This window comes from Lysinibacillus sp. FW12, from assembly GCF_050817245.1.
In the GTDB taxonomy this organism is placed as follows: domain Bacteria; phylum Bacillota; class Bacilli; order Bacillales_A; family Planococcaceae; genus Lysinibacillus; species Lysinibacillus irui.
On record NZ_CP139094.1, the window covers coordinates 2787574 to 2802069 of the forward strand.

Annotated in this window: 20 protein-coding genes; 7 read left to right on the plus strand and 13 right to left on the minus strand. The window is 37.8% G+C overall.

Annotated features, from left to right (window positions below; translation table 11 throughout):
* Positions 1-5 precede the first annotated feature (5 nt).
* A complete protein-coding gene (locus SJW71_RS14540) occupies positions 6-323 on the minus strand; it encodes a MazG-like family protein (RefSeq protein WP_274796797.1) in 318 nt (105 codons plus the stop codon).
* Positions 324-564: 241 nt separating this feature from the next.
* Here SJW71_RS14540 and SJW71_RS14545 point away from each other — a divergent pair, with 241 nt between their 5' ends.
* Positions 565-1140 carry a TIGR00730 family Rossman fold protein gene (locus tag SJW71_RS14545; RefSeq protein ID WP_322604885.1) on the plus strand — a complete coding sequence of 192 codons (576 nt, stop codon included), beginning with the start codon at positions 565-567 and terminating at the stop codon, positions 1138-1140.
* A gap of 75 nt (positions 1141-1215) precedes the next feature.
* Here SJW71_RS14545 and SJW71_RS14550 read toward each other — a convergent pair whose 3' ends face one another.
* On the minus strand, positions 1216-1413 hold the full coding sequence (locus tag SJW71_RS14550; RefSeq protein WP_274796795.1) for a transmembrane Fragile-X-F protein: 198 nt from the start codon (positions 1411-1413) through the stop codon (positions 1216-1218).
* Positions 1414-1529: 116 nt separating this feature from the next.
* Between SJW71_RS14550 and SJW71_RS14555 the strand changes: the two genes are divergently transcribed.
* From SJW71_RS14555 to SJW71_RS14565, 3 genes are all read left to right on the plus strand, one after another.
* Positions 1530-2507 (plus strand): dimethylarginine dimethylaminohydrolase family protein, encoded by a 978-nt coding sequence (locus SJW71_RS14555; RefSeq protein WP_431811089.1) that lies wholly within the window; start codon positions 1530-1532, stop codon positions 2505-2507.
* Between the two features lie 105 nt (positions 2508-2612).
* On the plus strand, positions 2613-2858 hold the full coding sequence (locus tag SJW71_RS14560) for a YkuS family protein (protein WP_274796792.1): 246 nt from the start codon (positions 2613-2615) through the stop codon (positions 2856-2858).
* A gap of 142 nt (positions 2859-3000) precedes the next feature.
* Positions 3001-4167 (plus strand): Ger(x)C family spore germination protein, encoded by a 1167-nt coding sequence (locus SJW71_RS14565; RefSeq protein WP_274796791.1) that lies wholly within the window; start codon positions 3001-3003, stop codon positions 4165-4167.
* Between the two features lie 44 nt (positions 4168-4211).
* Here SJW71_RS14565 and SJW71_RS14570 read toward each other — a convergent pair whose 3' ends face one another.
* The 5 genes from SJW71_RS14570 to SJW71_RS14590 form a co-directional block, all read right to left on the minus strand.
* Entirely contained in the window at positions 4212-4871 is a 660-nt protein-coding gene (locus SJW71_RS14570; RefSeq protein ID WP_322604883.1) for an MBL fold metallo-hydrolase, read from the minus strand.
* 143 nt (positions 4872-5014) lie between these two features.
* Complete coding sequence (locus tag SJW71_RS14575; protein ID WP_322604882.1) at positions 5015-6169, minus strand: MFS transporter; 1155 nt, start codon at positions 6167-6169, stop codon at positions 5015-5017.
* Positions 6170-6359: 190 nt separating this feature from the next.
* Complete coding sequence (locus tag SJW71_RS14580) at positions 6360-6512, minus strand: hypothetical protein (protein ID WP_274797401.1); 153 nt, start codon at positions 6510-6512, stop codon at positions 6360-6362.
* Between the two features lie 72 nt (positions 6513-6584).
* Positions 6585-6737 (minus strand): hypothetical protein, encoded by a 153-nt coding sequence (locus tag SJW71_RS14585; protein ID WP_274796788.1) that lies wholly within the window; start codon positions 6735-6737, stop codon positions 6585-6587.
* A gap of 191 nt (positions 6738-6928) precedes the next feature.
* On the minus strand, positions 6929-7582 hold the full coding sequence (locus SJW71_RS14590; RefSeq protein ID WP_322604880.1) for a hypothetical protein: 654 nt from the start codon (positions 7580-7582) through the stop codon (positions 6929-6931).
* Positions 7583-8111: 529 nt separating this feature from the next.
* Between SJW71_RS14590 and SJW71_RS14595 the strand changes: the two genes are divergently transcribed.
* Together SJW71_RS14595 and SJW71_RS14600 are read left to right on the plus strand one after the other, a co-directional pair.
* The gene (locus SJW71_RS14595) at positions 8112-8594 is read left to right on the plus strand and encodes an Ltp family lipoprotein (protein WP_396631742.1); all 483 of its coding nucleotides are present in this window, start codon (positions 8112-8114) and stop codon (positions 8592-8594) included.
* 316 nt (positions 8595-8910) lie between these two features.
* On the plus strand, positions 8911-9093 hold the full coding sequence (locus tag SJW71_RS14600) for a hypothetical protein (RefSeq protein ID WP_274796786.1): 183 nt from the start codon (positions 8911-8913) through the stop codon (positions 9091-9093).
* A 448-nt stretch (positions 9094-9541) separates the two neighbouring features.
* Here the strand turns inward: SJW71_RS14600 and SJW71_RS14605 are convergent, their stop codons facing one another.
* From SJW71_RS14605 to SJW71_RS14615, 3 genes are all read right to left on the minus strand, one after another.
* Positions 9542-9664, minus strand: coding sequence for a hypothetical protein (locus SJW71_RS14605; protein ID WP_431811090.1), 123 nt, complete (start codon positions 9662-9664; stop codon positions 9542-9544).
* A 116-nt stretch (positions 9665-9780) separates the two neighbouring features.
* Entirely contained in the window at positions 9781-10716 is a 936-nt protein-coding gene (locus SJW71_RS14610; protein ID WP_431811091.1) for a PD-(D/E)XK nuclease family protein, read from the minus strand.
* Between the two features lie 12 nt (positions 10717-10728).
* Positions 10729-11469, minus strand: coding sequence for a sulfite exporter TauE/SafE family protein (locus SJW71_RS14615; RefSeq protein WP_407133693.1), 741 nt, complete (start codon positions 11467-11469; stop codon positions 10729-10731).
* 92 nt (positions 11470-11561) lie between these two features.
* Here SJW71_RS14615 and SJW71_RS14620 point away from each other — a divergent pair, with 92 nt between their 5' ends.
* Positions 11562-12053: a DUF1648 domain-containing protein gene (locus SJW71_RS14620; RefSeq protein WP_431811092.1), complete on the plus strand. Its 492-nt coding sequence runs from the start codon at positions 11562-11564 to the stop codon at positions 12051-12053.
* 44 nt (positions 12054-12097) lie between these two features.
* Here the strand turns inward: SJW71_RS14620 and SJW71_RS14625 are convergent, their stop codons facing one another.
* The 3 genes from SJW71_RS14625 to SJW71_RS14635 form a co-directional block, all read right to left on the minus strand.
* Positions 12098-12727 carry a type 1 glutamine amidotransferase family protein gene (locus SJW71_RS14625; RefSeq protein WP_431811093.1) on the minus strand — a complete coding sequence of 210 codons (630 nt, stop codon included), beginning with the start codon at positions 12725-12727 and terminating at the stop codon, positions 12098-12100.
* Positions 12728-12777: 50 nt separating this feature from the next.
* Positions 12778-13764: a helix-turn-helix transcriptional regulator gene (locus SJW71_RS14630; protein ID WP_274796779.1), complete on the minus strand. Its 987-nt coding sequence runs from the start codon at positions 13762-13764 to the stop codon at positions 12778-12780.
* 74 nt (positions 13765-13838) lie between these two features.
* Complete coding sequence (locus SJW71_RS14635) at positions 13839-14492, minus strand: hypothetical protein (protein ID WP_431811094.1); 654 nt, start codon at positions 14490-14492, stop codon at positions 13839-13841.
* Between the last annotated feature and the right edge of the window lie 4 nt (positions 14493-14496).

The window sequence follows — 14496 nt, forward strand, 5'->3', positions numbered from 1 at the left end:
TCCTCCTAATCCTGATAGCGTTTTAACAGCTTGTCTTGATGAGCAGCAAATATGTCCTCTAGGGGAATATCATATTGATTTGCAATGACAATAATATTCCCTATCACATCGCCAAGCTCTTCCTTTAGCTCTTGTTTATTTTCCTCATAGGATGCTATTTTTTCATCTGGTCGGTCTCTACCAATTTCTAATGCTCGAATAGCTCTTGCAACTTCGCCTGTTTCTTCTGCCAAAAACCCAATACGTGTAAAAATATTGAGCTCAGACCAACCCCGTTCTTCATAATAATCCTTCACCCAACGTTGAAACTCATTTAATTGCATGTTCTTTTCCTCCATTCCTTTCCACTTCAAAATAAATTATACTATTAATTGCGGCTCGGCGTAATGATTGTCCAGATTTTTCAAGCTTGCTCAAAGCTCCTCTACTAAATCTGTGACATCCGCCTGAGACCTATCTTATTTCAGTAGTTTTTTCATTGAGCAGATCAAGGATGCTTCGCTTTCGCTCGAAAAACCGTGCTGAACCAAGATAATCGAATGATTAGATATGGAGGAATCAACTATGAAAAGTATCGCAGTATTTTGTGGGTCCAGTATCGGCGCTTCTGATGCCTATCGTGAAGGGGCTATCCGCCTAGGTAAAGAATTAGCAAAGCGCCACATTACTCTCGTATATGGAGGTGCTAGTGTCGGAATTATGGCTACAGTAGCAAATACGGTTCTACAAGAAGGTGGAAAGGTTATTGGGGTGATTCCGACATTATTAGAGGCACGTGAGATTGCTCATCAGCAGCTATCCGAGTTAATCGTTGTCAATACGATGCATGAACGAAAGAGTAAAATGATGGAACTAGCAGATGGTTTTATCGCCCTACCTGGAGGCCCAGGAACATTAGAGGAATTTTTTGAAGTGTTTACTTGGAATCAAATCGGCTTGCATCAAAAGCCTTGTGCTATTTTCAATATCGAGGGCTATTTCGATTTATTAATTTCATTTTTTGACCATATGCAACAGGAACAATTTTTAAAAGCGCAATATCGAGAGGCACTTATTGTTGACGAGGACGTGGCAGCACTATTAGATAAATGTGAAAGCTTTGTTCCAACAGCTATAAAAACCTATGAACTTAGCAAATAATTACGAAGTGGTAAGATTCGTTCCTTTTGGACGGAGCTTACCACTTTTTAGTTCCCGATTAAGCATCCCAATAGGTTAAAGACCTGCCCTCTTTTGTCGTTTTTTCACTGCTACTACACCAATCAACACAGCGACGAGCTTCACCACCAATAATAGTACATACAAACTAATTGAGATAATGGCAGGTAATAAGACTAGCCACCATGACCATGCTATGACATCTGTCCATTTTAATACAACCAAAACGATGGTCAACACTTCTGCAATGCCCATCTTTTCACCACCTTACTACCTTTCTTGACTATGTAGTTACTATATAGCTTAGGATAAGGACACAACGGAGAATATAGTTCACTCTTTTTCTCCATCATACAACAGGAGGAAGTACGATGACGAATATTTTTGTAAAAAGTGAGTTTGCTCCTTTAAAGAGAGTGGTAATGGCTCAATCAGAATTTGCTTTTCCCTCAAAAGACGAGTTAACAGATGATGAATTTTTAACTGAAGAAACGTTAGCACTCTATGCTGGTGTCGATACGAAGGGTAAAAATTATAAAGATGTTTTTCCAGAAAGACAGCAGCAATGGGAATTGGAACGTCTTAATTTAAAGAAAGTTTTAGAAAAGTATGGGGTTGAAGTCCATTCTCCAAGACTTTTAACAGACTATGAAAAGGAATTAGGAAAAGAGGATGGCTATAGCAATTTCTTTGTCCGAGATCCGTTTTTCACCATTGGTCCATTGTTAATCGAAGGCTCACTTCGATTTCCCCATAGACGCAATGAAATTTTGCCTGTGCGTCATCTTTTAGCACAGGAGGCAAATGAAAATCAATGTTACTATGTCTCTATTCCAAAGCCAGATATGGCAGAAGGACAAGCGTCAGAAGCGGGTCCCTTTTTAGAGGGAGGCGATGTCTTAGTTTTAGATAAAATAATTTTCGTTGGAAATTCAGGACTAGCTTCCAATCAAAATGGCGTTCAATGGCTACGTAATTTAGCGAGTAACTTCGATTATACGGTAGTTGAAGTTCCGCTTCATCCAACTATTCTTCATTTAGACTGTGCTCTTAGCTTGGTAAGAAACGGACTTATGATTGTTTGTGAGGAAGCCTTTTTAGATGGTATTCCTGAACAGCTAAAGGATTGGGATAAAATTCACGTTTCCTTAGAAGATGCGGCACGACTTGCTACCAATGGTTTACCTGTTAATGAACAGGTTTATATTACAGATAAAGAATTTACATGGATTGGTGAACAATTAGAACAAAAAGGGATCACAGTCGAATATGTTGATTTTAAAATTTCACGAAGCTTCGGAGGTTCTTTTAGATGTAGTACACAGCCACTATTAAGAACAGAGCGCTAAACTCATGTTGTGAAGAAAGCAGGAAATTATCCATCTTCCTTTAAAAAATAATATGAATAATGAGCAACCTGAAATGGCACATTATTTATAGGAGGTGGACGAAAAATGTCTAGAATTATTGGTGTGGAACAATCATTATCTAATATTGAGGATGCTTTAAAAGCAAAAGGCTATGAAGTGATCCAGCTTCGCAATGAAGAGGATGCCAAAAAATGTGATGCCTGTATCATTACAGGTCAGGATCGAGACGTGATGGGAATTAGTGATCCAGTCATGGCTGGTCCAGTCATCGACGCGGATGGGCTTTCAGCAAACGAAGTTGTTCAACGCGTTGAGAAATACTTTCATTAACTGAGTAAGTCAGTGCTGCCACAGCGTCTTTTGACTGTAGGCAGCACTTTTCTATTCCATTCTCCTACATACTATCTTACTTATAATATACTCATTTTTTGTCCAAACTAATGTACACGACCTTTAAAAAGTAGGGAGACATATGAGTCAAAAAAATATAGTAGTGGCTATGTTCATATTTACTATTACACTCCTGTTATCAGGCTGTTGGGATGTCACAGAGCCACAACGAATGTACTATGTGCAAGGTGTTGGAGTAGATTATAAGGACAATGAATATACTGTATACTTACAAATTATTAACTTTGCCACTGTAGCTAAAACAGAAACAGCAAATCCTCAAGCAGCGCCTACCGAGATAGGGAAAGCTACGGGCAAAACTATTGAAGAGGCTATTTATAAATTATATCGTTCGATGGACCAAGAAGTGTTTTGGGGGCATATGACCTTTCTTCTTTTCTCAGATAATGCTATGCGTGATGAGCATGCCATTTCTGTTATCGACACATTTTTGCGTTTTCGAGAAACCCGATATCATATTTGGGTCTACTGTACAGATGACTCGATTGAGGATGTGTTATTAGTTTCTCCATTATTAGAGAAATCACCAACCTCTGCTAAACTAAGTAACCCTAAAAATACAGCGAAGCAAGAGTCATTTGTAGAGCCTGTCAATTTAAGGCAGCTAGTTATCGGTTTAAATGAGCCAAACCATGAAATGAAGGTTCCTTACATTACCATTAATGAAAGCTGGGAAACAATAGATGGGCAAGAAAAAGAAACCTATTTTGCAGGTGTGGGTATTCTCTCAAAGGACAGCTTCAAAGGCTATTTAAAAGGGACATCTGCTCGAGGGATCGAATGGATGAATGATGCAACAAAACAAGGCGAAATTACCTTTGAATTAGCAAATAACGAAAAAGATGATTACCTAACTGTTGATATAAAAAAATTAGATGTCAGAGTTAAACCAATCGTCACTAATAGCCAAGTACGGTTTGAAGTCGTTTTAAAATTTGATACAGTCTTAAATGGCTTTAAAGGCAAGCTAGATCCAGATCAGGTAAGAAAAAAGGTTTCAGAGGAAGTCAAAAAAGAAATTATGGGTACCTTTGAGGAAGGCCTAAAAATGGATGCAGATGTCTTTCGTTTATCGGAATATTTATACCGTGATAACGTGAAAGCATGGAAAAAACTAGAGAAGAATGGCAAAATTCCATTAAACAAAGATTCCATTAGTAAAATCGATATTCATATCAATAAAGTAAGCCCTGGCCGTAAAACATTCCAAGAGACCATTACAGAATAATCAAAAATGACCAGCCTTTTGAAAATTTAAGGCTGGTCTTTATACTATATCAGGATCTTTTTCAGCTGATGGTCAATATCTCCCCTACTAGCTCCACCGTGATAGCAAACAACCGTTTCAATATCTAGATCTACATATTTCTGTAAAGAAAGACGCGCTTCCTCTAAATGTAACACAGTTGGCTCGTGTATACCCTCAAGGTGGCCATCTACACTATACATTGAATCCCCTGCAACTAATGTTTTACTTTGTGTTAAATAGAGGCTAATATGACCAGGCGTATGTCCTGGTGTATGAATAACGCGAATTCCACCGCAAAACGGTAATTCTTCCCCATCACTCAACTCTACATCGACCCTACCCTTTGGGGGATTTACTAGTTGACCATCTTTCAATAGTGGCAACTCCCCTTGAATATAAGGCTTATCAAGGGCATGAGCATAAACATGTATATGCTGTCCACACTCCTGCAAAATATCAGGAAGACAACCGATATGATCCACATCCTGATGTGTTAAAATAACCGCTTTCAGTTGATCCAAAGACACGCCCACCTGTGCCATTGCCTCACGTAACGCATCCATTTGCCCTGGAAAGCCTGCATCCATTAACACAGCCATATTCTGATCCCACACCAACATCGGATGAATGATGAACCCTTGATAGTTCAGCTCTAGCATTTTGACACCCTTTGCAATTAGCATAGCTACCACCTACCTCGCCTTGTCATTTAATTTAAAATGTTACATAGCTAGTGTTCTGTGTTCTACACTCAATTTCCTGCCTCATATGTCGTTTATGTAATAAAAGGACCAGACACTCTTTTCAATGTGGCTGGTCCTTATGATTACATGTTCTTGTTTCTTTTATAATCTCTATATACTAATAAGACGACTAAAAGGAAACTTAAGCTAACAAGACGGAAAATCGTTTCTAAACTCATCCATTCTGCTAGAATCCCTAGTACAAAGGCACTCATGCCAACTCCAACATCGAAGCTTGAAAGAAAAGTAGCATTGGCTGCTCCGCTTTTTGCTTCACTTACTTTTTGAACAGTCCATGTTTGTAAACACGGCATAACGGTTCCATAACCTGCACCAAATAAAATTGCCGCGATCATAAGACTTCCATTATTTGTTGTATAAGACAGCACAATCAATGATAAAAATCCTAGCGTTGCTGACACAATGATGATCGACCATGGTCCGTTCCGATCAAACCATTTTCCTGTAAATGGGCGTAGTAAAGTGGAAACAATTGCATTGATGAGAAAGAATAAAAAGATATGATTTAATCCTTTTTGTTCTCCGTACAGCACTAAAAAGGTAATGATCGCGCCAAATCCAAGTGTCGTCACTATAGTTAGTAATGCTTGAAACCATACATCTTTTTCAAAAATCGCTTCCATAAAACGAAATGGCTGCTTTTCATGTTGAATAGGTGTCGCTGATTGAACAAATGGAAGTACGATGACAGCTAATACACAAAGTAAGGCAGAAGACCAAATGAGTGTATGGAAGGAAAAAGAATGGTAGATAAGAATCCCAAGACTCGGTGCAACAATTGCTCCGACTGTTGTTGAAATGGAGAAATACCCCATACCTTCTCCTAATTTAGCTTTAGGAATACTATCGACAGCCATTGTACTATTAGTTGTAGTGGAAACCCCCCAAGCCGTTCCATGGACTAGCCGTAACAGAAGGAAAAGCCAAATATTATTAAGAAAAGGATACAACATCGTAATGATTAATAACGATATACATGCACCTATCGCTAGATTTTTTCGCTGATGATCGATTAAATAGTAACCGATAAAAGGTCTGATAATAATTGCGCCTATTGTAAACACAGTCGTTACCAACCCTACTTGCATCGGGTTGGCGTTTAAACTTACTAAATAGGCCGGTAAAATTGGCAGTAACATTTCAAATCCTATAAAAATCAAAAAATTACTTATAAATAGAAAAAGAAATGACAGTGTAAAAATTTGTTGTTTATTCATTTTTAAATTCCTCGCTTCTAATTATTTTGCTAAATTAGAAGCGTTTGGAACACTGAAACATTCCTAAATTGCCTTAGTTTTTTCAGCAATCAACTCACCCTTTCTAAACGTTAATCCCAACAAAAAAAGACGCCATAAAAACCGGCGTCTAGGAATTTCTATCGATCATCCATTTTTTTACTTTTTTCATCTATGATAATAGACAGGCAAAAAGCTTCCGGTTACTATGTTTAATATGGCATTTACTTAAAAAACCACAGACTGGTCCCTTTGACAAAAAATCATCTAATTGTAAAAATGTCTTTACTTCAATTGCCATTGTTCTGTACACCATTTCCATCACTTTTTGCCTCCTCTCTTAAAATTCACATTCCTTATAATTTAATACAAGTTTAGCATAAAAGCAAATTTAACTTTAATGCACAACGGTTGCATATGATTGCGGTACAATATATCCCACCTTACGAGGTGCTACTACATTTTTCTTTTCAACATTTTTTATTTCACCCTCTACAGACTTTTTCACGGGTGTTTCCAAAAGCTCAAACATCGACATTTGTTTACTCATAGACATCCCCCCTCTATGAACTTAAAAGGTACTGAACGTTCGCAATTTGCTGCTTATCATATATATGTGGAACAAGCTGAATTTATACTAGGAAATTTGTTGTTGCATAAGTTTAGTCAAACATAAAGCGAGTGACATTGTTCATCACCCGCTTTTGGTTACTTACTTATTAGTACATTATTTACGATCATCTATAAATTTCGTTCAGTTTCCCCGTTCCATAATTTAATGTGAACTTCATACGAAGCTCCACCCTCCATATGGTTTGAAACATCTGTTACATCAAGTATTTCTTTCAGGTGAATTGACTTTATCCTATTTGCCTCGATTGTTAGATGATAGGGACCCGCTATATTCATAAGTGTCGTCATACGCATGTCATCTTCCAAGTAACTAGATTCTAAAAACTCTAAATCAAATGATACAGCTTCATTGCTTCGATTATGTAATGCAAGCTCACATTCACCCATCATTAAGTCTTTACCCAACATTTCAAAATCACAGGTACCATCTCCATTGTAGGATATGGCCATTATGCCACTAGCAAAGGTTTCTTGATAGGCAGTAATGAGTAAATAAGGTAAACATGCATAGAGGATCACGACCAAACCAATTGTTCGAAAAAAATATTTGGTTATGCTCCTACCAATTAAAATGATAGCAACTATAAACAAAACCGAACCGATGATACCAAGCATCCTAAATCCATCTTTCGTTTGGATTGGAAAAGACATGAATGAAGATTGAGCATAGATCATTTCGCTGTTAGGATATGGGAAAAACAGACACATACATATACCTAAAATAACAATCCCGCTAATGAACGCTATTTTATTTTTAATCATTCTCTATCTCCTCGACCAATAAGATAGAGAATTTGTTTGTTGATTCTGCACAATTTCCACCTATCACCAGATGACTAGGTGATTTCATATAGACCATTTTCTCGCTCCCTTTTATACACATACATACCTATTTTACCATATATATCCTTAATAATAAATCATGCCTAATATGTTGAGCGTAGCTTTAGTCTTAAGGTTGAAAGATAACACTGTCCAGAAATTTTTTTCGATAAGTGGAATTTTTACTAAATTTGTATGTACTTTTACCATCGAATTACCTAAAATGTAAAATAAGGGGAGGATGATAAAGATGGATGATTTATTTTTGATAATCTCGATAATGAGTTTTGTGGCAATTTTTATTTTCGTGATTTTATCAATTGTTAAATTTGCCAAAAAAGATAGTATAAAAGGTAAAAAACAAATCAAATTTGCTGGTATTTCAGTAGCCGTCATGATTGCTTCATTTATTGGGTTTGTCTCAACAACTGATTCAACTGAAACTTCCAAAGATAAGGGTAATGAAACAATTGAAACTACAGCAAAACCTAAGGAAGAAACACCTGAAGAAAAAGCTACACGAGAAGCCAAAGAAGCTGAAGAAAAAGTAGTAGCTGAACAGAAAGCTAAAGAGAATGCGGAGGCAAAGGCTAAAGCAGATGCAGAAGCCAAAGCTAAAGCAGAAGCTAAGGCTAAAGAGGAAAGTGTCCCACGAGAATATAAATCTGCCTTAAAGAAAGCAGAACAATATGCGAAAAATATGCAAATGTCAAAGGCAGGTATTTATGACCAATTAACATCGGAATACGGGGAGAAATTCCCAGCAGAAGCCGCTCAATATGCTATTGATAACATTGTTTTTGATTGGAAAGAAAACGCATTGAAAAAAGCCCAAACATACGCAAAAATGATGAGTATGTCAAATTCGGCAATTTACGAGCAGTTGATTTCTGAATATGGAGAAAAATTCACTCCTGAAGAAGCGCAGTATGCAATAGATAATTTAAAATAAATACAAACTTTATAATATGTAGTGAACCTAAAAAGTGAGACTTTAACCAGAATGGAATTTTCCATTCTGGTTTTTTCTTTTATTCAATACACATCCAAGATTACTTTTTATTGTAGTATTAATCTGACTTTCACCATTTTTAAGACCTTGCTTTACTAGTATTTTTTATCATACTGGCTTTAGTAAGCTATTGGCATACTTTATGTAAAAAAACCATCGATCATGGAGTGGTCGAAAATGAAATTGACGTGTTTAGTTGAAATAAACAGGGATATTTTATTGGATAAGTTAAATACTATCTGTAGGAGGTGTCGAAATGAAAAGAGATAAAAAAAATACAGAATTTGCAACAGACGAGCCAACAAAACAAACATTTTCAAGAGATGCAGACCCAGGTACTAGTAAAAAACGTAATGAGCGTGAAGGACAATCTGACACTGCTCACCCACATGAAGACCTTATTATTAACGAGAAAAAGGGCAAATCAACTTCATTATAATCTAAGATTAATTCGCGTTTTATCTATTTTGACCACCCATCATGAGTGGTCTTTTTCTTTTTATCTGAGTATTACTTGGCTTATTAAGACCTGGCATCAACTTTTTTGACTAAAAGATTATTGTACGGAAATGAAAATCTCGAAATGATATCTATATTTTTATTTGGAGCGAGTTCCTCACTTTTTGGAGCGCCTTCTATCGAATTTGGAGTGGTTCAACTTCTATTTGGATCACCCCACGCTCTAGTTGGAGCGGGTTTCACACTTTATGGAGCGCCTTTCTGCCTTTTTGGAGCGGGTCAGCTGCTGTTTGGATCACCTTGCTCACTAGTTGGAGCGGGTTCCTCACTTTATGGAGCGCCTTCTATCGAATTTGGAGTGGTTCACCTTCTATTTGAATCACCCCACGCTCTAGTTAGAGCGGGTTTCACACTCCATGGAGCGCTTTTCATTCATTTTGGAGCGCCACACCTGCTGTTTGGATCACCTTGCTCCCTAGATGGAGCGGGTTCCTCACTTTATGGAGCGCCTTCAATCGAATTTGGAGCGCCACACCTGCTGTTTGGATCACCTCGCACCTTATTAGGAGCGGGTTTCACACTTTATCTGAGCGTTTCCTTTCATTTTGGAGCTTCTACACGTTTTCTTGCAGTTTGAAGTATTCCAATACTATTTTAGTCACTTGCTTCATTTCTCCGCACATAACTCTCTAAAATTACAGCCTCGACAATGCCATTTATCTTGTGTTTGTTCAAAATCCTCGATGTCTACGGGCTCATTGGAGAAAATATCGGCCTGATACTTTTTCATTTCTAAAACACTGCGCTGGAAGGTATACAAAATATTCTCCATATCGACGTCTGTAAAACTATATTTCTTTCGTTTTCCTGATAATAAATATTCGTTATAGACCTCGATTTGTTCAAGTGATACACGGTATTTTTCCTGAACATAGTAGGCATAGAGCGCTAATTGCTGACGATCATCATCAGATTCCCCACCCGTCTTCCAGTCAACAATAACCCATTTATCCCTCAACTCATCATAATAATGAAAGTCCATTACGACGAATACTTGGATGTCGTTGATTTTCATGGAGCGGAATTGCTCTGGTTCACCGATTCGGAGAGAACCTTTTTGTGCCGTAATTTGCTGGAATGTTTCACTCCTCAAAAAATGGTCAAAGACAATTTGTAAACGTTCTTTATAGTCCTGTATTAGTTCAGGAGGAAGTGTGCCATGATAGTAAATTTCCTGCATCATATAATATTTATTGGGCTTTTGCCGCCACCACTCTAGATGGCGTGTAGAATCAATAAAGGCCGCATTGAGCTGCTCTCGTCCGGATTGGATCAGCTCCTCTACCGTGGGAGCTCTGCCTGTTTGTAGATAATCATTAATGGCCTGCTCAATAAATCGGTGGACAATTTGCCCAAATAAAATAGGCATGGACTGTAGCTTTTTTAAACGATAAACATACTGATGAGAGGGCTCAACTTGATAGCTAAGCCATCCATTATGGGAAAAATAATATTCATAGCCATACTTGCGTGCACAGCTTGTGAGCGTTTTATGACGCGATAACGACCATGAAAAGGTTGGGTACGGTGTAATTTCAAACATGACTATCGCCTCCTATAGCTGGTGGATAAAATCATAGACAAGCTGGACGATCAGCACAATCGTAACGATACGCAATAAAAGCTTCACTTGATTGGCTTTAACTTTTCTTGCAAGGACAATCCCAATTTGTGCACCTATTGTAGAGCCGACCATTAAAATAAGTGTTAACGGCCACTCTATTTTTCCTGTAGCAATATACGTAATCGCTGCTCCAGAACACATGGCAAAAACGCCCACCCGTGAAAGACCTACCGCTTTGATATAGGAAATCTTCTCATGTGCATATGTATAAAGTGCCAATGTGCTACTCCCTGGGCCAAACATCCCATCATAAAAACCAACTCCAAGAAGAATTGGACCATTTTTTCGATTCATTGTAAAGCGCTCTTTTTCACCAAAATCAGCACCACCCATAAAGGACACAATCAGAGCAAAGCCTAATAAAATAATGGCGATGAGCGTTAAAGTTTGACTACTCATTAACGAAGCAAAAAGTCCGCCAAGTGTACCTCCTACTAGGGATACAAGTAAGACCGAACGCATTTCTATCCAAGCCAATTCTTTTCGTTTGTAAATTGAATAAAAACTTGAAAAGGCACTCACCATATTGGACACTTTATTAGCGCCAATTGCTGAATGAACGGGAACTCCCATGAGCATCATCGTTGGTAATGTAATTAAACCGCCGCCACCAACTAATGTTCCAATGATATTCCCGATGATGCCAATTAGTAAAAACAACAAGTATTCCATAGTATCCTTCTTTCTCTAACCCATAAGCAATCATTCTATGATACAGTATAACAGATTGTTATTTTGAATGACGTTGGAAATGGGGGGCACGGATGCACACACAACAAAAAACACCAACACCACGCTTTTGTCACCAGCTGACAATCATGGTGACTACTATTTTTATAGCGGGGATTACGGCTACATTGATCCAATATCATCAGCTTCCTGCAACAATCCCTGTATTACAAAGCTTTACAAGTGAGCAAGCCCAGTTCGGACCAAAAATTGCTATTTTTTATTTACCCTTTATCGCACTGATGCTGTTTTTACTTTTACATTATTTAGAAATGAAAGCTGCTTATCCCGTTATGCGGAAAAAGAAAGCGCCGCTGTCACATCAACAACGGCAAAATGGTATCATCACTTTTTGTCTCATAAAAAATAGTATTTTATTGTATTTTACCTATTCCCTTTTCAATGACCTAATGGTGGCATTGGGACACGAACGAATTTTACAGCAGTGGCATGCTTACCTATTTTTATTGTTATTAAGCGGGATCTTTATTGCAGGGATCTTACGAGGCTTTTTGCTAGATAAATAGAGAGCATGTTTTCAAAAAATAACATGCTCCTCTTCAACTAGTCGTTATTCAATGGATGTCATTAGTTCATAAAAGTATGTTTTCTCCCGCGTTTCATAAAGCTTATACCAAGCGTGTAAGGTTTCCGTTGTAAAAACATCAAGTTGCCTCAAAACATGGTAGGCAAATTCCAACGGAGCAATCCCCGATGCCGTTACTAAGTTCCTTTCCGCTACGGCTGGCTCCTGGTTAAAATGTTCATCCCCGATATATTGTGGACAAAGCATCTTCAAGTATTCGAGATCGTTACTCGTATGTTGTCTTGTATCAAGCAAACCAGCCTTTGCGAGACCGATCGTTGCACCACAAATTGCAGCTACAAAAACTTCCTCATTCAACGCTTTTGAAACCATGTGCAACATAGGATCATGAATAGACTCTAGCCATGTATTACCTCCAGGAAGAATCAAGAGATCCATGCGATTCAAGTGACATTCAGCAATAGTAATAGTCGGGAGTATCGTGATGCCTCCCATTGTCGTAACAGGACTTCTATCAATTCCTATCGTCATCACCTCTAAAGGCTCTAACCCCTTTTTAAAATACCTACCTGAATTTAATTCCGCCATCAAATACCCGATCTCCCAATCTGCCATCGTATCAAAAACATAAAGATATACTTTTCTTGTTTGCATAACTAAACACTCCTTCTATTGAATGAAACTATGCTTAGTATAAAAAAACTTTACTGACATTCTCCGTCAGTAAAGTTTTCGTTTTCATAAAAATCTATCAGCTCCTTTAGAACGTCAATCATTTTTTGCTTTAGACTTATCGGTTCTATTACTTGGATCGATTTTCCATAAGGGAATAGTAAATTAGGTACATATGTATGTAACGCTTCTTCATCTAATAAAAATATCGCTTTCTTCGAGGTGCGTTCTTCGAGGTGATACCTTAAAAACCAATGCTGACAGATAGCATCCACCGCACTTGTCTTTCCACAAATGATGAAAGACACATGGTTCCGTTTGTCTTCTGCTTGTGGAAGAAGACTTTTCATAAAAAAATCACTGGCCGAGAACGCTTGTGGTCGTTGAAAGGGTATGACTGTTTGATGCAGACTAGTAATTCGGCCAACTTTAAAATTACGAATTTCATTTCTTACATGACAAAATGCAACAACATACCAGTTTTGATTCCAATAAACCAAACCATATGGATTAATCATCCTATGTTTAGGTTGTTTTTCATTATTTGTATGGTATTCCATTTTAATCGATGTTTCGTTCACTATACTGTCTTCTAATTTTTTTAATAGCGGCTCCAATGAAGATTCAACGGGACCAATTATCTCGAAACCTTGTAAATGTTGCTGAATCATTTTTTCCTGCTCTTGATTTGAATGCATCGTAAGTTTTGTTGTTGCACTATTTAACGCTTCCTCTAAAAAGTAGCCAGCTTCTTTTGCAAAGATAGCAGCATGAAGTAATGCCGCTTTCTCATCAACATCAAAAATAAGAGGGCTTTTAATAAAATTATTCAACAGGGTATATCCCCCATGATGACCTGTTTCAGCTATAATCGGCACACCACTGGCAGAAAGTGAATTAATATAGCGGTAAACGGATCTGATATTCATCTCTAATTTTTCAGCTATTTCTTTCGCGGTTATTTTCCTGCCTGAATTCAACATCCATAAAATCTGCATCATATGATCCATTTTAGACAAACATTTTCACCTCATCGAATTATTTATTATTCATGGTGGTTCCTGACACAAAAACAGGCTACCCGATACCGTCATCAAGTAGCCCTTGGGATTATGCCTTCATTCACCCATTCTTCTTCCATATGTTTAAAATTATGTAGTAAGCCATATTTCTGTATGCCACGTGCCTGATCAATACTAGCATCGGCCAATTGGCGAAACTTTGCACGATCATTTATTGTGTAGGCATAGACCGCTTCCACAGCAGGTTGCATCCAAGGCTGTGTTAATTGATCACTTCTCATATCGGCTGTTCGCCCTTCAAGAGCAGCAATATAGCATTGGGCATAGCTTGTTAAAGGCTCCTTCTCTATTTTCGCTGCTGCTACTTTTGCGGCACCCAAATTGTCCTCCATGATCGCCTTAATAAATAGATAATTATATTTAATAGCTGGTTGCTTATAATGATGGATGATGACATCGATGGCATCAAGCTGTTCCTGTTTCGTCCCATAAGCAGATGTATAGAGCGCAGCAAAGATAGGTTCCTTTCTATGATTTTTCACCCATTTATCCACCTGCTCCATATTATTTGTTCGATATAAAATATGTATATGACGGTAAATCATTGCCATTGCAATCACAGCAAATAGCCCAAGTGAGATAGATAAGCGCACACCAGCTAATGACAAAGTGATCGCTAAAACAATAATCGCTAGATAAAACAATGTTAGTTTAGCTATTTTCATAAGA